Below are 21721 nucleotides of genomic sequence, written 5' to 3'. Positions count from 1 at the left end.
GCTCACATCCCTCCCAGGAAGCCGGCGGGGAGGTTGAGCCCCAGGCCCTGGGCGAAGGCCAGGTAGATCACCGAGGAGACCAGCAGCGCGAGGGAGGCGTCGAAGAGCGGGCGGGCCGAGCCGATGCCGCGGGCGACGCACCAGAAGAGGACCGCGGCCGCGATGATCCAGCCCAGCAGCTCGATCGTCAGCGCGAAGACGAGGAAGCCGCCGACGCACCAGGCGACGGCCCGCCAGTCGGTGAACGTGCGCCACCTGCCCTCACCCTCGCCGACCTCGACCGGCTCGGGGTGGCGCAGGTAGTGCAGCACCAGCAGGGCAGCCAGCAGGTAGCCCGCGGTGATGAGGATGATCGGGAAGAAGCGCGGCCCGGGGAAGTCGGTGCCCTCCGGCACCTCCATGGTCAGCACACCGACGAGCAGGTAGGTGACGAAGGCGGCCAGCAGGGCGGGCACCGCCAGGCCGGAGCGACCGTGCCAGAAACCGACGTCGGTCACAGTCCCAGCTCCTCGACGAGCTGCTCGTTCTGACGGGTGTCTTCCTCGATGAAGTCGAGCAGGTCCTGCCCGGTGAGGAAGACGTCGGTCCACTTGTTGCGCTCCATCGCCTCCTGCCACTCGGGGCTCTGCGCCGTCTCGGTGACGATGGCCTCCAGCTCGGCGAACTCCTCGTCGGTGATGCCGGACGGCGCCAGGAACCCGCGCCAGTTGGTCATCGACACCTCGTACCCCTGCTCGATGAGGGTCGGCAGGTCGATGCCCTCGACCCGCTCCGGCGACACGATCGCCAGGCCTCTCATCCGCCCGGCCGCGATCTGGTCGGCGAACTCGTTGTAGCCGGACACGGCCGCCTGGGCGTCGCCGGAGGAGAGCACCTGGATGGCCTCCCCGCCGCCGGACTGCGGGATGTAGGTGATCTGGGTCGGGTCGATCCCGGCCTTGATCGCCAGGTCCGCGACGATGAGGTGGTCCAGGCCCCCGGCAGAGCCGCCGGTGAAGGGGAAGGCGCCGGGGTCCTGCTCCCAGTCGGCGACGAGGTCCTCGATGCTCTGGTAGGGCGAGTCCGCCGGGACGACGATGATGTCGTACTCCTCGCTGATCCGGGCCAGCGGCCGGACGTCGGTCATCGCGACCGGCGAGTCGTTGAGCGCGATCGCGCCGGACATCACCGTGCCGGTCGTGAGCAGGTTGGTCGCCCGACCGTCGAGGGTCGAGAACTTGCCGAGCCCGATGGTCCCTCCCGCCCCGGCGATGTTCAGCACCGTGGCGTTGTTGACGATCCCGTTGGCGCGCATCGCCGCCTGCTGCTCCCGGGTGAAGGTGTCCCACCCGCCGCCCGGGCTGGCCGGCGCGATGAGGGTGAGGGTGGACCGCAGGTCGTCCCCCTGCTCGGCCGACCGTGCGGACACGGTGAGGGCCCAGCCGACGACCAGTGTCGCCACCACGGCATACACGATCATCCCCCACCCCCGACGACGGCTGCTCGCGTCCCCGCTCATCATGCTCCTTTGCTGGTCAGCGTCTGCGACTACTATCACTGACGCAGCGTCAAGAGACAAGGAAGCGGGGACAGGACATGACCGTGGTGCTCGCGTGGACGACCACACCGGAGGGACAGGCGGCGCAGGAGACGGCGCTCGCCGAGGCACGCCGGCGGTCCCGGGCGTTGGTGGTGGTGCCGCTCCAGGAGGGCGAGCCCGACGTGCGGGCCGACGACGTGGAGGTGCGTGTGCACGCGCCGGACGCGCGCGACCGGGACGTCGTCGGAGACTTCCTGGACATCGCGGCCGAGGAGGACGCCACCCTCATCGTCATCGGCGTCAAGCACCGCTCGGCGATCGGCAAGCTGATCCTGGGGTCGACGGCGCAGCAGATCCTGCTCGAGGCGGCCGCGCCCGTGCTCGCCGTGAAGACGCCGCGCTGACGCGGAGGGCCGCCAGCGGCCCTCCGCGCGGGATCGCCCGCACGCCGTCCGACGCCTCGTGACATGGTGGTGCCGTGGCCGCGCTGACGACGGATGCCGTGCTGACCCTCCTGCAGGAGGTCGCCGACCAGGTCATCACCCCTCGGTTCCGCGCCCTGTCCGAGGACCAGATCAGCTCCAAGACCCACCCGGGCGACCTCGTGACGGTCGCCGACCGCGAGGCGGAGGTGCTCATCACGGCCGAGCTGCGGGCCGCCTACCCGCAGGCGGTGGTCCTGGGCGAGGAGGCCTTCGCCGACGACCCGGACAGCCTGGAGCGGTTCCGCGCCGCCGAGCACGCGTTCACCGTCGACCCGGTGGACGGCACGCGGAACTTCGTGCACGGGTCCCCGGACCATGCGGTGATGGTGGCCGAGACCCGGGACGGGCAGACCGAACGCGCCTGGATCTGGCAGCCGCAGCACCGGCTCGCGTTCGTCGCCGAGCGTGGCTCGGGCGCGACCCGCAACGGTGAGCCGCTGCCGCGGCTGCAGGTCGGCCCGGACCCGCGCGGCTGGCGGGTGCGCACGTCATCCCGGCGGCAGGTCGGGGAGCGGCTGGCGGACACACCGCCGATGGAGCTGACCTGGGTGAGCTGCGGCATCGACTACCCCAAGCTGGCGCAGGGCGAGTGCGACGCGCTGCTCTACCGCGGGACCCGCCCGTGGGACCACGTGCCCGGCGCGCTGCTGGTCAGCGAGGTCGGCGGCGTGGTGGGCGCGGCCGACGGCGGGCCCTACACCCCGCGCAGCGACCCGCAGGGCATCCTCGCGACGTCCGGCCCGGCCGTCTTCGAGCACCTCCGTCAGGAGTCGTGAGCCCCTGGCGGGTCGTGCTCGGTGCTGTCGTGGACGGCCGCGCGCAGCGCCAGCTCGCGGGCGAGGGTGGTGACCTGCTGCTCCAGCTGCCGCATCCGGCGGTAGGAGGCCGCGACATACCCGAGGAAGACCACGGTGAGGCCGTAGAGCAGCAGGTCGGCACCACGTCCGACCCCGAGCAGCTGGGCCACCTGCGTCATCAGCCGGGGGAAGAGGATCGCCAGGGCCGCCAGCACGACGAAGCCGACGAGCAGCAGCCGGCGGACCGCCTGGTGCCGCACCCCGGCGGTGGACCGGGTGAGCATCGCGGTCACGACGACCACGCTGACCAGCAGCACCAGCTTGATCACGGGTTGGTCCAGCATCTCAGCGCCTCACTTCAGGATGGAGTCGACGAGGATGTTGACGGAGTTCATCAGCGACTGCCCCTTGGTCCGGCTGTAGTCGGTGTAGAGGACGTGCACGGGGTGCTCGGCCCACGGGAGCCGGGTCCGGCCCAGCTGCAGCACGATCTCGGTGGCGTGCGCCATCCTGTTCTGCCGCAGGTCCAGACGGGTCGCGGCGTCCCGGCGGATGACCCGCAGCCCGTTGTGCGCGTCGGTCAACCGCATCCCCGTCTGCTGGTTGGTGAGCCAGACCGCGACCTTGAGCACGAGCTTCTTCAGCCACCCGGGCCGGGTGCGGTCGTCCAGGAAGCGCGACCCGAAGACGATCGCGAGGTCCTCGTCCCTGGCCCGCTGCACCATCGCGGCGGCGTCGACGGGCTGGTGCTGGCCGTCGGCGTCGAAGGTGACGAGGTATGCCGCGTCCGTCGCCTCCAGCACGAACCGCATACCGGTCTGCAGCGCCGCCCCCTGACCGAGGTTGAACGGGTGCCGCACCACCACCGCGCCGGCGGCGCGGGCACGTGCCGCCGAGTCGTCGCGCGAGGCGTCGTCCACGCAGACGACGTGCGGGAAGTAGGCCCGTGCCTCGCGCAGCACCTCCTCCACCACCTGCGCCTCGTCGAACAGGGGGATCACCAGCCAGGTGTCCTCCTGCGCGGGCGTTAGAGTCATGACTGCATTGTCCCCCACCGACACCACCGGGAGTCCCGTGACGACACGCATCGTCGACAGTGCCGATGTCGCCGACAGCGCCAGCATCGGCGAGGGCAGCTCGATCTGGCACCTGGCCCAGGTGCGCGAGGACGCCGTGCTGGGCGCCGGGTGCGTCGTGGGCCGGGGAGCCTACGTCGGGACCGGGGTGCGGCTCGGCGACCACTGCAAGATCCAGAACTACGCGCTCGTCTACGAGCCCGCCGAGCTGGGGCACGGCGTCTTCGTGGGCCCGGCCGCCGTCCTGACCAACGACACCTTCCCGCGGGCGGTCAACCCGGACGGGTCGCTGAAGGCTGCCGACGACTGGGACGCGGTCGGCGTGACGGTCCGGGAGGGTGCCTCGATCGGTGCCCGCGCGGTCTGCGTCGCGCCGGTCACCGTGGGCGCGTGGGCGACGGTCGCGGCCGGCGCGGTCGTCACCAAGGACGTCGCGCCGCACGCGCTCGTGGTCGGCGTCCCGGCACGTCAGGTGGGCTGGGTCGGGCACGCGGGGCGCCCGCTGGAGCCCACCGGCACACCGGGCCGGTGGCGGTGCACGCAGACGGGCGACACCTATGTCGAGAGCGACGGCACCCTGCGCCGGGCCGACGTCGAGGAGGAGACCTCATGACCGAGCAGCCGATGATCCCTGCCGCCAAGCCGCTCATCGGCGAGGACGAGCGGGCCGCGGTGGATCGTGTCCTGCGCTCGGGCATGGTCGCCCAGGGCCCGGAGGTCGCCGCCTTCGAGGGCGAGTTCGGTGCACAGCTGGTCGGGGGGCGCACCTGCGTCGCGGTCAACTCGGGGACGTCCGGGCTGCACCTGGGGCTGCTGGCCTGCGGGATCGGCGCGGGTGACGAGGTCGTCGTGCCCAGCTTCACCTTCGCGGCGACCGCGAACGCCGTCGCGCTGACCGGGGCGACGCCGGTCTTCGCCGACATCAGCCCGGACACCTTCAACCTGGACCCGGAGTCCGTGCGTGCCGCGCTGACCGACCGGACCGCGGCGGTCATGCCCGTGCATCTCTACGGCCATCCCGCGGAGATGGATGCGCTGCGCGCGGTGACCGCGGAGCACGGCATCCAGCTCTTCGAGGACGCCGCGCAGGCCCATGGGGCCACCTACCACGGGAAGCCGGTGGGCAGGTTCGGCTCGTTCGCCATGTTCAGCCTCTACCCGACGAAGAACATGACCTCCGGCGAGGGCGGGATGGTCGCCTGCGCCGACGAGGAGATCGCCCGCGGGGTGCGGCTCCTGCGCAACCAGGGGATGGAGCGGCAGTACGCCAACGAGGTCGTGGGGCTGAACAACCGGATGACCGACATCCACGCCGCGATCGGGCGGGTCCAGCTGACCAAGGTGGGGGCGTGGACCGAGGCGCGGCAGGCGAACGCCGCCTGGCTGGACGAGCGCCTGTCCGGCGTCGCCGGAGTCGTCGTCCCGCCCGTCCGGGAGGGCTGCACGCACGTCTATCACCAATACACGGTGCGGATCGACGGGGCCACGGGTGAGCAGCGGGACGAGATGGTCACCGCGCTGCGCGAGGAGCACCGGGTCGGCTGCGGGGTGTACTACCCGACGCCGAACCACGAGCTGGTCTCGCTGGCCCGGTTCGCGCCGGCCGGCGAGCTCCCGCACACCTCCCGCGCGGCGGCCGAGGTGATCAGCCTGCCGGTGCACCCGTCGCTGACGCGGGACGACCTGGAGCGGGTCGCGACGGCGCTGCACGCGGTGGTCGGGGCGGGCGCGTGATGACGGACGGTCAGGCAGAGACCGGGCAGAGGGCCCCGGCCGTGCTCCCGGACGGGCAGACCGTCCGGATGGGGTTGATCGGGCTGGGCTCCATGGGTCGGCACCACGCCCGGGTGATCCGCGAGGTCGAGGGGATGGAGCTGGTCGCGGTCGCGGACCCCTACGGGGACAAGCACGGCGTGGCCGGGTCGCTCCCGGTGCTGGAGGACGTCCAGGGCCTGATCGCCGAGGGCATCGACGCCGCGATGGTCGCGGTCCCGACCTACCTGCACGAGGAGGTCGCGCTGGCGCTCGCCGAGGCCGGGGTCCACACGATGGTGGAGAAGCCGATCGCCGCCACGGTGGAGTCCGGTCGGCGGGTCGCCGAGGCGTTCGCCGGGTCGGGGCTGGTGGGCACGGTTGGCTACGTCGAGCGCTGCAACCCGGCGCTGCTGGAGATGCGGCGGCGGATCGCGGCGGGGGAGCTGGGCGAGGTCTACCAGATCACCACCTCCCGACAGGGTCCCTTCCCGGCCCGGATCGCGGACGTCGGGGTGGTGAAGGACCTGGCCACGCACGACATCGACCTGACGGCGTGGATCGCCCGCTCGCCCTACGCGAGCGTCGCCGGTCAGGTCACCCACCGGTCCGGGCGGGAGCACGAGGACATGGTCGTGGCCACGGGTCGGCTGGAGAACGGCATCATCGTGTCCCACGTCGTCAACTGGCTCAGCCCGCTCAAGGTGCGCGCCACCGTCGCCACGGGGGAGAAGGGCGCCTTCGTCGCGGACACGCTGCAGGGTGACCTGACCTTCGTCGCCAACGGTGACGTGCGCTCGGAGTGGGATCGCGCCGCCACCTTCCGCGGGGTGTCCGAGGGCGACTCGATCCGGTATGCCATCGCCCGTCGGGAGCCGCTGCGGGTGGAGCAGGAGAACTTCCGGGACGCCCTGTGGGGCCGCGAGGCGGACGTGGTCTCGATGGCCGAGGGCGTGCACACGCTCGAGGTGGTCGAGGCGGTGCTCGCCTCGGCCGCCACCGGCAGCACCCAGACGCTGTGACCCACCGGGCGTCGCCTGTGGTTGCCCAGGCACCGACCGGGCGTCGCCTGTGGTTGCCCAGGCACCGACCGGGCGTCGCGTGTGGTTGCCCAGGCACCGACCGGGCGTCGCGTGTGGTTGCCCAGGCACCGACCGAGCGTCGCTCGTGGTTGCCTCATGAGTGACCGGGCGTCGCGTGTGGTGCTCGCGACCCGGATCTATGCCCCCGAGGCGGCGGCCGCGACCTTCCGCCTGGGTGCCCTCGTGCGCTCTCTGTCCGCCCGGGCCCGTGTGCGCGTGCTCACCACCACGCCTCCCCCCGCACTGCGGCAACCACGAGCGACGCCCGGTGGGCCGCAGAGCAACCACGGGAGACGCCCGGTCGGGACGGGGGCGGCGGGCCAGGAGTGCGACAGAGCAGGTCTCGGTGGGGTCACGGTGTCCCGCTGGCCGGTGCTGCGGGACCGCACGGGCTACGTGCGCGGCTACCTGCCCTACCTCTCCTTCGACCTCCCGCTCGCGCTCCGCCTGCTGGTCGGCCCGCGACCGGACGTCGCCGTCGTCGAGCCGCCGCCGACGACCGGGGCCGTCACCAGGGTGGCCCTGGCCGTCCGGTCGCTCGTCCCGCCGGCCCGCCGCATCCCGTACGTGTACTACGCCGCGGACGTCTGGTCCGACGCCACCGCGTCCATGGGTGCTCCCCGGCCCGTGGTCCGGCTGATGCGGGCGGTGGAGGCGTTCGCGCTGCGCGGGGCGAGGGACGTCATCGCCGTCAGCGACGGGGTCGCCGAGCGCGTGCGCGTGCTGGCCGGTCCGGACGCACCGGTGACGGTGGTGCCCAACGGGATCGACACCGACGTCTTCACCCCCGACGGCGAGCAGCACCCGGACGCGCCGAGGACGGCATACCTGGTGTATGCCGGGACCGCCTCGGAGTGGCAGGGGGCCGAGATCTTCGCCGAGGCGATGCGCGAGGTGGTGGCGGCGGTCCCCGGCGCGCGCCTGGTGTTCGTCGGGCAGGGGTCGTCCTGGCCCGCGCTGCGACGGATCGCGGCCGGGCTGCCGCCCGGCACGATCGAGCTGCGGCCGCTGGTGCCGGCCGAGGAGGCCGCAGCCTGGCTGCGCGGTGCCGCGGCGGCTCTGGTGGGGGTGCGACCCGGGGTGGGCTACGACTTCGCCTACCCGACCAAGGTGGTCGCGGCCCTGGCGTGCGGGACCCCGGTGGTCTTCGCGGGCCCGGGGCCGGCGGGCGACGACGTGCGGGAGCACCGGCTGGGTCTCGCGGTGGAGCACGAGGTCGGTGCCGTCGCGCAGGCTCTCGTGCAGGTGCTGCGGACGGCGCCGGACGGGGCGGAGGCCCGACGCCGTGTCGAGTGGGTGCGGGAGCACCGCAGCCTGCGCGCGACGGGCGACGGCGCGGCCGAGGTGGTGCTGGCGGTGGGGTCCGACACCCGCCCGGTCAGCTCTCCCGCGGGCCCCTGACCCCGGGCGCTTCCCAGCACGTCACCTCGTGCCGTCCGGCGTGCTCTCCTCGGGCCTGCGGAGCTGGAGCACTCTGGCGACGGCCATGGCGATGACCCCGGCGAGTCGGAGATAGACGGACGCGTCGCGATCCTCGATCTCGGACACCAGGGAGAGGAGAAGGAGGGTCGACACCAGGAAGGCGCCGATCACGGTGAGGCGGTTCCTCATGATGCCTTTCACGGACGTGGGGGAGAGGTGTCCACACAGTGTGCGGCACCGAGCTCCGCTCGGCCACGCCAGCCATCGACCGGGAGGGCTGCCCCCGGACCCGCCCGGTAGACTGGAGCGCCCCACGACGAGGAGGGCGACCATGACGCGTTGGGGCAAGGAGGGCGAGCGCCCGGGTGCCCCGGAGGCCCGGGACCAGCTCGAGCAGCAAGGGGTGGTGCCGCGCCGTCCGCCGGCCGCGACGACAGCCCGTGCGGTGCAGTCGTGGGTCGACCAGAGCATCGAGTCGGCGCAGCGACGAGGGGCCTTCGACAACCTGCCCGGGTCGGGCCGGCCGCTGCGCGAGGTGGACACCCGGGCCGATCCCGACTGGTGGGTCAAGGACCTCATCGCGCGTGAGCAGCTGGACCTCTCCGGAGCGCTGCCGGGCGTGATGCAGCTGCGTCGGGAGAAGGCGACCTACCCCCAGGCGCTGTTCGCCCTGGAGGACGAGGTGGCCGTGCGCGCCCGGGTGGAGGACTTCAACGAGCGGGTGCTCGCCGACCGTCGCCGTCCGCACGCGGGGCCGACCTCGCCACCGGTCGTGGGCCGGCTCGACGTCGAGGAGATGGTGCAGGCGTGGCGGGAGGCGCGGACGCAGGGCTGAGACCCGCCCCGCGCCAGGGCCGGCCCCGCCATCGGACCCGGATGGAGTGCGCCGTCGAGGACAGCTGCCACCTGAAGATCAGGTTCGGGCAGATGGCCTACGCCCAGGAGACGTGGGACGACTCGGTGCTGCCCGTCCCAGCGGCACCCTGACGCCAGAAGTGGTGGACCGGGCCCGGGCCGTGGCCGACGCGGAGCTCGTCGGCGTGGGCCAGGGCACCGGTCAGCCACTCCTTGGCCCCGACCACGGCCGAGGCCCAGTCGGGCAACCGGGGTCGCAGCGCCACGATCGCCGAGGACAGGGAGCACCCGGTGCCGTGCGTGTGCCGGGTCCGGACGCGGCGCCCGGCCAGCACCCGGACACCGGTGGCGTCGCCCCAGATGTCGCTGGACGTGTCGCCGTCGAGGTGCCCGCCCTTCAGCAGCACCCGGCGGGCACCGAGGTCCTGCAACCGGCGGGCGTGCTCCTTCATCGTGGCCAGGTCCTGCGCCTGCTCGGCCGGATCGAGCCCGAGCAGCACGGCCGCCTCCGCCAGGTTGGGGGTGACGAGGGCGACGTGCGCCAGCATGCCGCGCACCTGGTCCACCGCGTCGCGGTCCAGCAACCGGGATCCAGCGGTGGACACCATGACCGGGTCGAGCACGACCTGCGGCAGGACACCCTGCCGGCACAGGGCGCCGACCGTCGCGGCGACGGTGGCGGTGCCGAGCATCCCGATCTTGGTCGCGTGCAGGGTGATGTCGGCGACGAGCGTGCGGACCTGATCCTCGACGAACTCCGCCGGCACGGGGTGCACCCCGGTGACGCCCTGCGTGCTCTGGGCCGTCAGCGACGTCAGGACGGCGCAGCCGTAGGCGCCCAGAGCGCCGAACGTCTTGAGGTCCGCCTGGATGCCGGCCCCGCCGGACGGGTCCGACCCGCCGATCGAGGCGACGACGGGGATCACCGGTCGGCCCCGCTGCGTGCGGCGTCCACCCTGACGCGGAGGTCGCGGGCGGCGTCGGCCGGCCGGTCGGAGGCGCAGATGGCGCTCACGACCGCGATCCCTCCGACCCCGGCGCGCATCACCTCGTCGGTGCGGGAGGCGTCGATGCCCCCGATGGCCACCGTCGGCATCGCCGCTCGGCTCGCCTGCCTGGTGAGCTCGGCGAGCCCGTCCGGACCGATCGGGCGGGCGTGGTCGGGCTTGCTCCGGGTCGGCCACACCGGTCCCAGGCCGAGGTAGTCCGCGGTGCCCGGTGGCAGCTCGCTGGCGCTCCGGACCTGGTCAGCGCTGCTGCAGGACAGGCCGAGCACCGCACCGGTGCCCAGCAGGGCGCGGGCCTCCAGCGGGGGCAGGTCGCGCTGGCCGACGTGGGCTCCCGCCGCGCCGATCGCCCGCACCAGGTGGACCCGGTCGTCGACCACGAGCGGCACCCCGCTGCCGGCCAGGGCGCGCGCCAGGAGCCGGCCCAGCATGACGAACTCCTCGTCGCCCACGGTGTGGTCGCGTAGCTGCACGGCGGTGACGCCCCCGTCGACGGCGTCCCGGACCGTGGGCACCAGGCCTCGGCGGGAGGCCAGCGCCGTGTCGGTGACCAGATAGAGCCGAAGGTCGATCACGACAGCTGCACCCGGTCCTCGAGCGCCTCCGGCGTGAGGGTCGACAGCTCGTCCACCAGGACCACCGCGAAGCTGCCCGGCGCCGCGGCCCGGTCCGCGGCCGACTCGGCGGCGAGGGTCAGGGCGACGGTGGCGGTGACGGCCGCGACCAACCGGTCGGTCGAGACTGCGCAGCAGGCGGCCATCAGGGCGCCGAGCCCGCAGCCGACGCCGGTGACCCGGGTCATCAGCGGGTGCCCGTGCGGGACGCGGACGACCCGGCGTCCGTCGGTGAGGTGGTCCACCGGGCCACTCACCGCGACGACGCACCGGTGGTGCCGCGCCAGCTCCTCCGCGACCGGCGCGGTGGTCTCGACCGTGTCCGTCGCATCCACACCGCGCCCGCCGGCACCACCGGCGAGCGCCGAGACCTCCGAGGCGTTGCCGCGGACGACCGCCGGCCGGGACCGCTCTACCAGCTCGTGCGCCAGGGCGGTGCGCCAGCCCAGCGCTCCTGCGGCGACCGGGTCCAGGACCCATGGGGTGTTCGCGGAGGCGGCGGACGCGACGGCGACGCGCATACCCTCGGCGGTGCCGTCCGAGGGGGTGCCGAGGTTGACCAGGAGCCCACCGGCCGCAGCGGCGAACTCGCCCGCCTCGTGCAGGTTGTCGACCATGGCCGGCGCCGCACCGGCGGCGAGCAGCAGGTTCGCGCTCAACGGTGCGGCCACGATGTTCGTGATGCACTGGGTGAGCGGTGAGTCTCGTCGCAGCAGCGCCCAGCAGGAGGCGAGCTGGTCGGGCAGGACAGGTGCAGACGTCATCGACGTTCCCTTCGCTAGTACGAGCTAGATCAGGTTCGACGGGTGTGATCTCAGCCGCACAGCGGCACCCCGCGTCGAGATCGAGGCTAACGCAGCCCGCCCCGCTCCCGCTGCGGGGGGAGTGAGCCGAGGGATCGGCTCAGCGCGACAGCAGCACCTGGTCCAGCACTGCGGCGGCGCGTCGTCCGTCGTGGTGCCGTCGTGCCCAGTCAGGGCCCCGGGCCGCCAGCTCGGCGTGCCCGGCCCGGTCGGCGAGGACGTCCAGCAGCGCGCTCTCCAGGGTTTCCGGGTCGGCCTCGACCACCGGCACGACGCCCTCGCCGCCGAGGTCACGGTCGGCCCGGGACATGCGCTCGCGCACCGCAGGACCCAGGTGGGCCACCGCCACGCGGCCGGCGGCCATCGTCTCCGCCAGCAGCACCCCGGGGTTGCCGAGGACGACCTGGTCCACCACCACGTCGGCCGCGCCGACGAAGGAGGCCATCTGCTCGTGCGGCACCCCGGCGAGCCGGCGGTACTCCACCAGCCCGGCCGCCTGCATACCCTCCAGGACCCGCTCGATCACCGCCGTGCCCTTGAGCCGCGGGTTGGACGGTGCGTGCAGGACGACCGGGCGCCGACGCCGCAGCACCGGGCTGTCCGCGGCCGCGGTGAAGCGGTCGCCGTCCACCACCAGGGGCAGCCAGGTCGCCTCCGGCAGCACGTCCAGCAGGTCAGGGGTCGAGACGAGCACCGGTCCGGCGTAGGCGGACAGGTCGCGGGTGTTGCGCTGCACCACCGAGGCCAGGGTGCGGACGTACTCGTCCCACGCGGCGGCGAACGGGCTGTGCGGCTCGCGGTCGGCGTGCTCACGCGGGCCGCGGATCTCGCTGCCGTGGAAGAGCACGGCGTGCGCGATGCCGGCCTTCTCCAGGGCAGCGACGTCGTCCAGCATCGACCCGGCATGCAGGTTGCCGAGCACCGGCCGGCCGGACTCGAAGAGCACGTGCGTCGCCTCGCGCAGCACCCGCTCCCCGTGGATCTGCCGGACGTGCCCGCGCTGCGCGAGCACGGAGAGCTCGTGGTCGGCGGGGAACCGGAACGGCGAGGTCGTGGCCGAGCGCGCGGCGACCAGGCTCTGGGCGGCGACGTCCGGCAGGTGCATGCGCGCTGCGCGGGCCCAGCCCGACCCCTGTCCGGCGGTGTTCCACGGCCCGATGTAGAGCCGGCGCCCAGCCCCCGGCATGGGGGTGAGCGCCCGGAGCTGCCGGTCGGCCCGCCGACGGACCGGGACGCTCGCGAGCTCGCGCACGGGGCCGGGCAGGGCGGCGACGCCGCGCCAGGCGAGGCGGCGCAGGCGGTTGACGGGTGCGGCCACGCCCGCAGCCTACGATGGAGGCCATGACCAGGCGGCCCGCATGATCCGGTTGCTGCGGGCCCTGCGTCGCCTGCTGCCGCTGCTGCCGCCGAGCACCCGCTGGTTCCTCCTCGGCTTCACGGCCGCCTCCAGCGTGCTGGCCGTCGTCGACATCCTGGCCCTGTCGCTGCTCGCGCTCACCCTGGCCCCGATGATCCAGGGCAACCCGGTCCAGCTGCCGGTCCTGGGGGCCGTGCCGCCGGAGCGGTATGCCTGGCTGCTCGGCACCATCTGCGCCCTCGTCGTGGTCAAGGGGCTCGCGACGATGGCGCTCCAGTGGGCGGTGGCGAAGCGGCTCGCGGCCTACGACCTCGTCATCGGGGACCGCCTGTTCGGGGCATACATCCGGGCGCCGTGGACCGAGCGGCTGCGCCGGAACACCTCCCAGCTGGTGCGTCTGGCCGACGTGGGGATCGCCAACACCACGACCGGGCTGCTGCTCCCGGCCGCCTCGCTGCCGGCGGAGCTCGCGACCTTCGGTGCCGTCCTCGTCGTCCTGCTCGTGGCCCAGCCGCTCACCGCGCTGGTGACCTTCGCCTACCTCGGCGGTCTGGCCGTGCTGATGTATGTCGTCATCTCCCCGCGTGCGGTCGTGGCCGGCCGGGTGGGGCGCGACTACTCGTTCAAGGTCGCCGGGCTGATGACCGAGATGATGGGCGCGCTGAAGGAGGTGACCCTCCGCGGCAAGGCGGATGAGGTCGCGGCGGAGGTGCACGCCAACCGGGTGCACGCCACCCGGGCCCGGTCGCACCTGATGTTCCTCAACACCGTCCCCAAGTTCGTCACCGACACCGGGCTGGTGCTCGGCTTCGCGGTCGTCGGGGGAGTCGCCTTCCTGCTGGGGGGCCGGGACCAGGCGTTCGAGGCGATCGCGCTCTTCGCCGTCGCCGGGATGCGGATGATCCCCAGCGTCAACCGCTTCCAGTCGATCATCACCCAGACCGCCTCGACGCTGCCGCACGCCGAGGCCGTCATCACCGACATCCAGGACGCGCAGGGCTATGTCGCGGCGGCGGAGCAGCTCGGCACCGAGCCGCTGCCGGACGACCCCCGGCTGCTCGCGCTGCGCGAGGTCTCCTTCAGCTATCCGGGTGCTGCCGAGCCGGCCCTCCGGGAGGTCGACCTGGACATCCCGCTCGGCTCGTCGGTGGCCCTGGTCGGCGCCTCCGGCGCCGGGAAGTCGACCCTGGTGGACGTGCTGCTGGGCCTGCTCACGCCCTCGGCCGGAGAGATCCGGGTGGACGAGCGTCCGCTGCCGGAGGTGCTCGGCGCCTGGCGGGCGCGGGTCGGCTACGTGCCGCAGGAGGTCAACCTCTTCGACGGCACCATCGCCCAGAACGTCGCCCTCACCTGGGGCGAGGACATCGACGAGGCGGCCGTCACGCGCGCCCTGGAGCGCGCGCAGCTGATGGACGTCGTCACCGAGCGGGGCGGGCTGGGCGTGCGGGTCGCGGAGCGGGGCCTGGCCCTGTCCGGTGGCCAGCGTCAGCGGCTCGGGATCGCCCGCGCGCTCTATGCCGACCCGCTCGTGCTGGTCCTGGACGAGGCCATGTCGGCGCTCGACACCACGACCGAGGACGCCGTGGCCACCGCGATCCGGGACCTGCACGGCCAGGTGACGGTCATCGCGGTCGCCCACCGGCTCTCCACGGTCCGGCACAGCGACCAGGTCTGCTTCATGAAGGACGGCACGATCGTGGCCCGGGGCAGCTTCGAGGAGGTGGTCGCGGCGCACCCGGAGTTCGCGACCCAGGCGCGGCTGTCGGGGCTGGCATGACCTCGGGAGAGCCCGCCCGAGGACCGGTCCTGCCGGCGGTGGACGTGGACGTCGTCGTCGCGGTGCACGACCTGACCCGGCCGGTCTGGCGGGTGGTGCACTCGGCCCTGCGCGGCGCCGACCTGCGCGGGGTGGTCGACGGGGGACCCCGGGTGCGGGTCACCGTGGTCGCGCACGAGGTCGGGCAGCGGGAGGTGCGGCGTGCGGTCGAGGACGCGCTGGTGGCGCGTGGTGAGGACGCGGCCGAGCTCGCGGCGCACGTGCGCTACCTCTCCGTGCAGGACGGGCTGCGCAGCCCCGCCGGCCCGTTCAACGCGGGGATCCTGGCGGCCGACGGTCGCTACCTGAGCATCATCGGCTCGGACGACTGGTATGCCGACGGTGCCCTCGCCGCCTGGGTGCGGCTCGCCGACGAGCTCGGGTCGGCGTGGCTGATGGCGCGGGTCGAGACCGAGGACGGCGAGCAGGTGCCGACCCCGCGGACCCGGCCGGGCCGGAGCCGGGACCTGGACCTGGTGGCCGACCGGCTGGCCTACCGCACCGCACCGCTGGGCCTGCTGCGCCGGGCCACGCTCGACGAGCTGGGGCTGCTCGACGGCGAGGGTCCGCTGACCCCCGGCCTGCAGACGGGGGAGGACGTCGAGCTGTCGCTGCGGCTGTCCAGCTCCGGTGAGCGCGTCGACCTCGCGCGGGAGGCGCCGGCCTACGTGATCGGCACCCGCGGCGAGGGGCGGACCACGTCGACCGCCCGCCCCGTGTCCGACGAGCTCGCGGCGCACGCCCGCCTCCTCGACCAGCGCTGGGTGCGCGCCCTCCCCGGCCCGGCCCGCCAGGCGATCGTCGTCAAGACGCTGCGGATCCACGTGCTCGGCGCGGTGCGCCGCCGCCCCTCGCCGCTGGACTGGGCACCCGGCGAGGCCGCCGACGTGCGCCGGCTCACGCGGGACCTGCTGGCGATGGCGCCGGACGCGCCGCGTGCCCTGCACCGGGCGGACCAGGCCCTGCTGGACGCGGTGCTGGTGGCCGCCGACACCGACGCCCTGGCAGCAGCCGCGGCCCGACGCGCCGAGGCCTCGCGCTGGGACATCCTGCTCACCCCCGACCCGCTCGCCAACCTCGCACCGGAGGCCACGCTGCGGGCCCACGCCGAGGCCGCGGCGACCGGGCTCCTGGGTGGGGTGCGCGCCACGGTCGGCGGTCGGCATACCCCGGACGGACTCCACGACGCGTCGCGGCCACGCGTGCTCATCCTGTCCTTCAGCCCGGTCGCCCGCGACGCGCGGGTGCTCAAGCAGGTCCGCCACCTCGCCCGCGAGTTCGACGTCGTGACCTGCGGCTACGGACCGGCGCCGGAGGGGGTCTCGGGCCACGTCGAGGTGCCGGAGGGCGCGCAGAACGCGCTGGACGGCCGGCTGATCACGCTGCGCAGCTACCGCGCCGCCTATGCCGCCCAGCCGGGCGTGCGGTGGGTGCTGCGTCAGCTGCGACGCGGGTCGGCGGACGTGGTCCTGGCCAACGACCTCGACGCCGTGCCGCTGGCCCTGTGGCTCGCGCCCCGCGCGGGGGTGCACGCCGACCTGCACGAGTACTTCCCGCTGCTGCACGAGGAGGACCCGGCGTGGATGCGGCGCATCTCGCCCTTCCAGGAGTGGCTCTGCCGGACCTTCCTGCCGCGCTGCGCCGCGGTCACCACGGTCAGCGAGCGGATCGCCGAGGAGTACTCCGCACGCTTCGGGGTGGAGGTCGGCGTCGTCACCAACGCCGCGCCGTATGCCGACCTCGCCCCGACGCCGGTCCGCTCACCGGTGCGGCTGGTCCACTCCGGCGCGTGCCTGCGCAACCGGCACCTGCAGGTCATGGTCGACGCGGTGGCGGGCGCGGCCGCCCAGGGCGTGCCCGTGACCCTCGACCTCTACCTCACCCCGAACGATCCCGGCCACCTGGCCGAGCTGCGGGAGCGCGCGGGCGCGAGCGGCGGCGTGGTCACCGTGCGGGACGCCGTGCCCTACGCCGACCTGGTAGGGGTGCTCAACCGTCACGACGTCGGGATCCACGTGCTCCCCCCGCTGTCCTTCAACAACACCAACGCCCTGCCCAACAAGGTGTTCGACTACGTTCAGGCGCGCCTCGGGCTGCTCGTCGGGCCGAGCCCGGAGATGGCGAAGCTGGTGACCGGGCACGGCCTGGGGGTGGTCGCCGACGGCTTCGACGTCCATGCCGTCACCGCCGCCGTCGCCGCCGTGGGCGACGGGCGGGTCGCCGACCTCAAGGACGCCGCGGCCGCGGCCGCAGAGGGTCTGTCGGACGAGCACCAGTCCCGGCGCTGGGTGGAGTCGGTGCGCTCGATCGTCCGCTCGGCCGCCGCTCGCGCCGCCCCCACCTCGGAGCGTGGCCGTGCGCGCTGATCCCCGGCCCCGGCTGCTCGTCATGGCGTGGAGCACGCTGCGCTCGGACGCACGGGTGCTGCGGCAGATCCGCCTGTTCTCCACCCGGTATGCCGTCACCACCCTCGGCTACGGCGAGGCCCCGGACGGTGTGGTCGAGCACCTGCGGCTGCCGGACGAGGTCGTGCACTGGCACAAGGACCGCCGGCTGCTCGTGCAGCGCCGGTTCGAGCGGGCATACCGGAGCGCGCCGGTGACCGAGGCGGCGGCGGCGCTGCTGGCCGACCAGCGCCGCTTCGTGGTGGTCCTCGCGAACGACATCGACACCCTGCCCCTGGCGCTGGACCTGGCGCCGACCGGAGGGGTGCACGCCGACCTGCACGAGTACCACCCGCGGCAGAACGAGGAGTCGCGCCGGTGGCGTGCCTTCGTCGCGCCCTACTACCGCTGGCTGGTGCGCCGCTACGGACCACGCGCGGCCTCGGTCACCACCGTCGGCGACGGCATCGCCCGGGAGTACCGCCTGCGCTTCGGGCTGCGCGCCGGTGTGGTCGTCAACGCGCCGGACTTCGTCGACCTCGACCCGGTGCCGGTCGAGCCGGACGCGCCGCTGCGCCTGGTGCACTCGGGCAACGCGCAACGGCACCGGCTGGACGTCATCCTCGACGCGATGGACCGCCTCACCCGGCCGATGACCCTCGACCTCTACCTCATGCCGAACGACCCGGCCTACCTCGACCAGCTGCGGGAGCGGTATGCCGGGTCCGACCGGGTGCGGATCCACCCGCCGGTCGCGCCGCACGAGCTGCCGGTGACGCTGAACGCGCACGACGTGGGGGTCTACGTGCTGCCGCCGGTGTCGTTCAACCACCTCTGGGCGCTCCCGAACAAGATCTTCGACTTCGTCCAGGGGCGGTTGGCGCTTGTGGTCGGGCCGAGCCCGGAGATGTCGGCGCTGGTGCGGCGTCACCGGCTCGGGCTGGTCAGCCCGGACTTCACCGCCGAGGCGCTGGCGCGCACCCTGGACGCCCTGGACCCGGAGCAGGTGAGGGCCTTCAAGCGGGCGGCCGACGACGCAGCGCGCGAGCTGTCGGCCGAGCGGCAGGTGCACGGCTGGTCGCGGGCGGTCGACACGCTCGCCGCCCGGGTGGGCGGCTGACCCGATCCCTGTGCAGGTGCTCGTGACACATGCGTGCCGGGGGGCACGCCCGGGACACGAGGGAGCGCACAGCGGTGCCCCTCAGTGGGCCAGCAGGGCGTCCAGCACCGCCGCGGCCGCGCGGCCGTCGCCGTAGGGCGTCGCGTCGGTCGGCCCGGGCGCCGGGCGGGACGCGGCCTCCCGCAGCCCTGGGCCGGGCTCGACCAGGACGTTCCACCCCAGCTCGACGGTCTCGACCCACTCCGTCTCGGTCCGGACCGTGGTGCACGGCGCCCGCAGCGCGAAGGCCTCCTTCTGCAGGCCGCCGGAGTCGGTGATCACGCCCCGCGCCTGGCTGACCGCGCCGACCAGCTGGGGATAGGGGAGCGGGTCGCGTGCCACCAGCGCCCCGCCGTCCAGGTCCAGGCCGTGCTCGGCCGCCTTCGCCCGCAGCCGCGGGTGCGCCAGCAGCACCACCGGGTGGTCCATCTGCTGCAGCGCCGTGATGATGGCGCCCAGGCGTGTCGGGTCGTCGGTGTTCTCCGCGCGGTGGATGGTGGCGACGGAGAAGCCGCCGGCGGGCATACCCAGGTCGGCGAGCACGCGACCGGTGTCCACCATGGCGTCCCGGACCCGGTGGAGCACGTCGATCATCACGTCCCCGACCACCACCGTGCGCCCGGCCAGACCCTCGGTCGCCAGATGGTCCGCCGCCACCCGGGTCGGTGCCAGCAGCAGGTCGGCGGCGTGGTCGGTGAGCACCCGGTTGTGCTCCTCCGGCATCCGGCGGTTGAACGAGCGCAGCCCGGCCTCGAGGTGGGCCACCCGCAGCTGCTGCTTGACCGCCGACAGCGCCCCCGCGAGCGTGGAGTTGGTGTCGCCGTAGACCAGCACCCAGTCGGGACGGTGCGTCGCCAGCACCTCGTCCAGGGCACCGAGGATCGCCCCGGTCTGCACACCGTGGCTGCCGGAGCCGACGCCGAGGTGGACGTCCGGGTCCGGGATGCCCAGGTCGGAGAAGAAGACGTCGGACAGCATCGGGTCGTAGTGCTGGCCGGTGTGCACGATGACGTGCTCGACACCGCGCCCGGCGCACTCGCCCGCGATCGGGGCGAGCTTGACGAACTGCGGTCGGGCGCCGACGACGGAGAGGATCTTCACCCGGCCGACTCTAGCCAGGACGGGTGGACGCGCGCCGGAGGACCACGGCCTGCCCGTTTCCGCTGCTCACGCGGGGTGCGCGATACCGTGCGGGTATGCGCGTGCTGGTCGTGACCACCTGGTTCCCGACCGCGTCGTCCCCGTCGACCGGTGTCTTCGTGGCGCGGGACGTGGCGGCGATCTCAGTGCGGCACGAGGTCGTCGTGCTGCACCTGGTGGTGCCGCACCTCGCCGGCGGCGGCGCACCGTCAGGCGACCCGGCAGCGTCGACGACCTCGGTGCCGGTCCAGCGGCTGGTCATGGACCCGCGACGCCCCGACCAGGTGGCGCGGGCATACCGCCGGGTCGCCGCGCTCGAGCGCGGGGCCGACGTGGTCCACACGATGGCGATCTCGTCGCTGCTGCCGTTCGCGGCGCAACGCCCGGCACGCCCGTGGGTGCACACCGAGCACTGGTCCGGCCTGGGCGCGCCGGACACGCTGCCCCGGTCGCTGCGGGTGGCCCGGCACGCCGTGCGCCCCCTGCTCGCGCGCCCGGACGTGGTGGCCGTCGTCGGGGAGGGGCTGGCGAGCCAGGTCCGCTCGCTGCGCCGCGGTCCGGTCCGGGTGGTGCCCAACATCGTCGCCGGACCGCCGCAGCTGGTGCCGCGGCGGCGCCCCGACGCGGATCTGCTGGACCGTGGAGCCCTGGAGCTGGTGGGCGTGGGTGGGCTCATCCCGCGGAAGGACCCGGTGCGTGCGGTCCTCACGGCGGCCGAGCTGCGGACCCGGGGGGTCGACGCGCGGCTGACCTGGGTGGGGGAGGGCGTGCTGCGCGACGAGCTGGAGCGCGAGGCCCGGGCGCACGGGGTGCCGCTGCAACTGACCGGGGAGCTGGGTCAGGCCGAGGTCTGGCGCGTCCTGGGCGGTGCGGACGTCTTCCTCCTGCCGACCCGGGCCGAGACGTTCTGCCTCGCCGCCGCGGAGGCGTTGGCCTGCGGGCGGCCGGTGGTGGTCGGCGACGTCGAGGGTCCGCGCGACTTCGTGGCGCCGCCCGCGGGTGCGCTGCTGCCACCCGGTGCACCGGCGCAGGCGTGGGCCGACGCCGTCGAGCGGGTGTGGCAGGACGCGGCCCACGCGTCTGCCGAGGACATCGCGGGGGAGGTGCGCGAGCGGTTCGGCGCGGAGGCCTACGCCCGGCGGGTGGACGAGATGTATGCCCGCGTCACCGCCGCCGCTCCTCCTCACCGCGGTGGGAAGGTGCTGCCCGGGCCGCAGCTTCCCACCGCACACCACCTCCCCGACCGCGGTGGGCAGGTGCTGCCCGGGCCGCATGTAGCCACCGCGGTGGGGGCGAGCGGCCGCGAGCCGCTGGTCGACGTCGTGGTCGCGGTGCATACCCCCGAGCGCGAGGTGCGCCGCGCGGTGCGGTCCGTGCTGGACGGATCGACGGGTATGCCGGTGCGGGTCAGCGTCGTCGCGCACAACCTCCCGCGCGAGGTCGTGCGGGGGATGCTCGGCGACCTCGCCGACCACCGGCAGGTGCGGGTGCTGGAGGTGCACGACGCTGTCCCGAGCCCGAGCGGACCGTTCAACGCGGGGATCGAGGCCGCGAGCGCGCCCTGGGTGGCGATCATGGGCTCCGACGACGCGCTGGCCCCCGGTGCCCTGGCCGGCTGGCTGGCGGCCGCCGAGGGGCTGGACCCGGAGGAGCCCGTCGTGGTGCTCCCGCGCCTGCAGCTGGCCGGCCGACGTGTCCCCACGCCACCGGCCCGCCCGTCGACCCGGCGTGGAGAGGCGGCTCGGGACCTGGTGCGGGACCGGCTCAGCTACCGCTCCGCCCCCCTGGGCCTGATCTCCCGCGGTGCCCTGCGCCTCCCGGGCGCGCGGCTCCACCCGGGGGCCAGGGTGGGGGAGGACCTGCCGATGATGACCGCCCTCTACGCCCGAGCCCGGGTGGTGCTCGCGGACGGCGCACCGGCATACCTCATCCACGACGACGCCCCGGACCGGATCACCGCCGACCCGCGCCCGATCCGCGAGCAGCTGGAGACGGCGGACGCGCTCTGGGACCTGCCCTGGATGTCGCGGCTGACCACGGCGCAGCGCCGGGCGGTGGCCACCAAGGTGCTCCGGATCCAGGTCTTCGGGGCCATCCTCACCCGCCCCGACCCCGCGTGGTGGACCCCCGCGGAGCGGGCCGAGCTGTCGCGCGTCACCCGCCGCGTGCTCGAGGCCGCGCCCGGGTGCGCGGACCCGCTCAGCCTGGCGGACCGCGACCTGCTCGACGCCGCCCTCGACCCCGCCGTCCCCGCCCCGCGCCTCGTCGAGCTCGCGCACGCGCGCCGGCGGCACGGCACCCCGCGCACGCTGCTGCCGTCGTCGTGGCGGCACGCGCTGCACCGCGAGGCCCCGCTACGGTTCATGACCGCCTCGCTCCTCGCCACCCGACGCCGCACTCATTGACCGACCGCACACTCTGCGCGCACCGACCGCACAGTTTGCGTGCACCGA

General features: G+C 74.2%; 21 protein-coding genes and 1 riboswitch. Of the genes, 11 read left to right on the top strand and 10 right to left on the bottom strand.

The features are described from left to right. Nucleotides 1-2: 2 nt before the first annotated feature. Together FXF60_RS02050 and FXF60_RS02045 are read right to left on the bottom strand one after the other, a co-directional pair. Nucleotides 3-497 carry a tripartite tricarboxylate transporter TctB family protein gene (locus FXF60_RS02050; RefSeq protein WP_151523559.1) on the bottom strand — a complete coding sequence of 165 codons (495 nt, stop codon included), beginning with the start codon at nucleotides 495-497 and terminating at the stop codon, nucleotides 3-5. Beyond that, the gene (locus tag FXF60_RS02045) at nucleotides 494-1498 is read right to left on the bottom strand and encodes a Bug family tripartite tricarboxylate transporter substrate binding protein (RefSeq protein ID WP_238335644.1); all 1005 of its coding nucleotides are present in this window, start codon (nucleotides 1496-1498) and stop codon (nucleotides 494-496) included. The genes FXF60_RS02050 and FXF60_RS02045 overlap by 4 nt, the downstream gene beginning before the upstream one ends. A 77-nt stretch (nucleotides 1499-1575) precedes the next feature. On the opposite strand from FXF60_RS02045, the gene FXF60_RS02040 reads away from it, so the two are divergent. Both FXF60_RS02040 and FXF60_RS02035 read left to right on the top strand, forming a co-directional pair. Continuing rightward, complete coding sequence (locus tag FXF60_RS02040; RefSeq protein WP_151523558.1) at nucleotides 1576-1923, top strand: universal stress protein; 348 nt, start codon at nucleotides 1576-1578, stop codon at nucleotides 1921-1923. Between the two features lie 74 nt (nucleotides 1924-1997). Next, nucleotides 1998-2780 carry an inositol monophosphatase family protein gene (locus FXF60_RS02035; RefSeq protein WP_367889951.1) on the top strand — a complete coding sequence of 261 codons (783 nt, stop codon included), beginning with the start codon at nucleotides 1998-2000 and terminating at the stop codon, nucleotides 2778-2780. On the opposite strand, the gene FXF60_RS02030 is transcribed toward FXF60_RS02035, so the two are convergent. Continuing rightward, complete coding sequence (locus FXF60_RS02030; protein WP_151523557.1) at nucleotides 2768-3145, bottom strand: DUF2304 domain-containing protein; 378 nt, start codon at nucleotides 3143-3145, stop codon at nucleotides 2768-2770. The two genes, FXF60_RS02035 and FXF60_RS02030, sit on opposite strands and share 13 nt — an antisense overlap. A gap of 9 nt (nucleotides 3146-3154) precedes the next feature. Beyond that, nucleotides 3155-3838 (bottom strand): glycosyltransferase family 2 protein, encoded by a 684-nt coding sequence (locus FXF60_RS02025; RefSeq protein ID WP_151523556.1) that lies wholly within the window; start codon nucleotides 3836-3838, stop codon nucleotides 3155-3157. Between FXF60_RS02025 and FXF60_RS02020 the strand changes: the two genes are divergently transcribed. From FXF60_RS02020 to FXF60_RS02005, 4 genes are all read left to right on the top strand, one after another. Continuing rightward, entirely contained in the window at nucleotides 3837-4490 is a 654-nt protein-coding gene (locus tag FXF60_RS02020) for an acyltransferase (protein ID WP_202879517.1), read from the top strand. The genes FXF60_RS02025 and FXF60_RS02020 overlap by 2 nt on opposite strands. Beyond that, a complete protein-coding gene (locus FXF60_RS02015) occupies nucleotides 4487-5611 on the top strand; it encodes a DegT/DnrJ/EryC1/StrS family aminotransferase (protein ID WP_151523554.1) in 1125 nt (374 codons plus the stop codon). The genes FXF60_RS02020 and FXF60_RS02015 overlap by 4 nt, the downstream gene beginning before the upstream one ends. Nucleotides 5612-5679: 68 nt before the next feature. Further along, complete coding sequence (locus FXF60_RS02010; RefSeq protein ID WP_202879523.1) at nucleotides 5680-6651, top strand: Gfo/Idh/MocA family protein; 972 nt, start codon at nucleotides 5680-5682, stop codon at nucleotides 6649-6651. A 156-nt stretch (nucleotides 6652-6807) separates the two neighbouring features. Further along, the gene (locus FXF60_RS02005; RefSeq protein WP_151523552.1) at nucleotides 6808-8112 is read left to right on the top strand and encodes a glycosyltransferase; all 1305 of its coding nucleotides are present in this window, start codon (nucleotides 6808-6810) and stop codon (nucleotides 8110-8112) included. Between the two features lie 21 nt (nucleotides 8113-8133). Here the strand turns inward: FXF60_RS02005 and FXF60_RS02000 are convergent, their stop codons facing one another. Next, nucleotides 8134-8322, bottom strand: coding sequence for a hypothetical protein (locus FXF60_RS02000; RefSeq protein ID WP_151523551.1), 189 nt, complete (start codon nucleotides 8320-8322; stop codon nucleotides 8134-8136). Between the two features lie 142 nt (nucleotides 8323-8464). Here FXF60_RS02000 and FXF60_RS01995 point away from each other — a divergent pair, with 142 nt between their 5' ends. Then, nucleotides 8465-8968 (top strand): DnaJ family domain-containing protein, encoded by a 504-nt coding sequence (locus FXF60_RS01995; RefSeq protein ID WP_151523550.1) that lies wholly within the window; start codon nucleotides 8465-8467, stop codon nucleotides 8966-8968. A gap of 97 nt (nucleotides 8969-9065) precedes the next feature. On the opposite strand, the gene thiD is transcribed toward FXF60_RS01995, so the two are convergent. The 4 genes from thiD to FXF60_RS01975 form a co-directional block, all read right to left on the bottom strand. After that, a complete protein-coding gene (gene thiD / locus FXF60_RS01990; RefSeq protein WP_151523549.1) occupies nucleotides 9066-9914 on the bottom strand; it encodes a bifunctional hydroxymethylpyrimidine kinase/phosphomethylpyrimidine kinase in 849 nt (282 codons plus the stop codon). Further along, a complete protein-coding gene (gene thiE, locus FXF60_RS01985; RefSeq protein WP_367889950.1) occupies nucleotides 9911-10570 on the bottom strand; it encodes a thiamine phosphate synthase in 660 nt (219 codons plus the stop codon). Before thiE ends, thiD begins: the two co-directional genes overlap by 4 nt. Continuing rightward, on the bottom strand, nucleotides 10567-11373 hold the full coding sequence (thiM, locus tag FXF60_RS01980) for a hydroxyethylthiazole kinase (RefSeq protein WP_151523548.1): 807 nt from the start codon (nucleotides 11371-11373) through the stop codon (nucleotides 10567-10569). Before thiM ends, thiE begins: the two co-directional genes overlap by 4 nt. Further along, nucleotides 11362-11455: riboswitch (TPP riboswitch) on the bottom strand. It overlaps the preceding gene by 12 nt. A gap of 57 nt (nucleotides 11456-11512) precedes the next feature. After that, the gene (locus tag FXF60_RS01975) at nucleotides 11513-12730 is read right to left on the bottom strand and encodes a glycosyltransferase (RefSeq protein ID WP_151523547.1); all 1218 of its coding nucleotides are present in this window, start codon (nucleotides 12728-12730) and stop codon (nucleotides 11513-11515) included. A 40-nt stretch (nucleotides 12731-12770) separates the two neighbouring features. Between FXF60_RS01975 and FXF60_RS01970 the strand changes: the two genes are divergently transcribed. From FXF60_RS01970 to FXF60_RS01960, 3 genes are read left to right on the top strand one after another with little or no spacing between them, the layout of a single operon-like run. Beyond that, nucleotides 12771-14546, top strand: coding sequence for an ABC transporter ATP-binding protein (locus FXF60_RS01970; RefSeq protein ID WP_151523546.1), 1776 nt, complete (start codon nucleotides 12771-12773; stop codon nucleotides 14544-14546). Then, the gene (locus tag FXF60_RS16710; protein WP_238335643.1) at nucleotides 14543-16951 is read left to right on the top strand and encodes a glycosyltransferase; all 2409 of its coding nucleotides are present in this window, start codon (nucleotides 14543-14545) and stop codon (nucleotides 16949-16951) included. The genes FXF60_RS01970 and FXF60_RS16710 overlap by 4 nt, the downstream gene beginning before the upstream one ends. Then, nucleotides 16941-18089, top strand: a complete 1149-nt coding sequence (locus tag FXF60_RS01960) for a glycosyltransferase family protein (RefSeq protein WP_238335642.1) — start codon at nucleotides 16941-16943, stop codon at nucleotides 18087-18089. Before FXF60_RS16710 ends, FXF60_RS01960 begins: the two co-directional genes overlap by 11 nt. A gap of 81 nt (nucleotides 18090-18170) precedes the next feature. Here the strand turns inward: FXF60_RS01960 and wecB are convergent, their stop codons facing one another. Further along, nucleotides 18171-19229, bottom strand: coding sequence for a non-hydrolyzing UDP-N-acetylglucosamine 2-epimerase (wecB, locus tag FXF60_RS01955; protein WP_151523545.1), 1059 nt, complete (start codon nucleotides 19227-19229; stop codon nucleotides 18171-18173). Nucleotides 19230-19324: 95 nt separating this feature from the next. On the opposite strand from wecB, the gene FXF60_RS01950 reads away from it, so the two are divergent. Next, nucleotides 19325-21673 (top strand): glycosyltransferase, encoded by a 2349-nt coding sequence (locus tag FXF60_RS01950; protein WP_151523544.1) that lies wholly within the window; start codon nucleotides 19325-19327, stop codon nucleotides 21671-21673. Nucleotides 21674-21721: the final 48 nt, after the last annotated feature.

It is taken from the genome of Serinicoccus kebangsaanensis, from assembly GCF_008919445.1.
GTDB lineage: Bacteria > Actinomycetota > Actinomycetes > Actinomycetales > Dermatophilaceae > Ornithinicoccus > Ornithinicoccus kebangsaanensis.
Note: the sequence above shows the minus strand (reverse complement) of the source record. Positions and strands in the feature narration are given on the sequence as shown.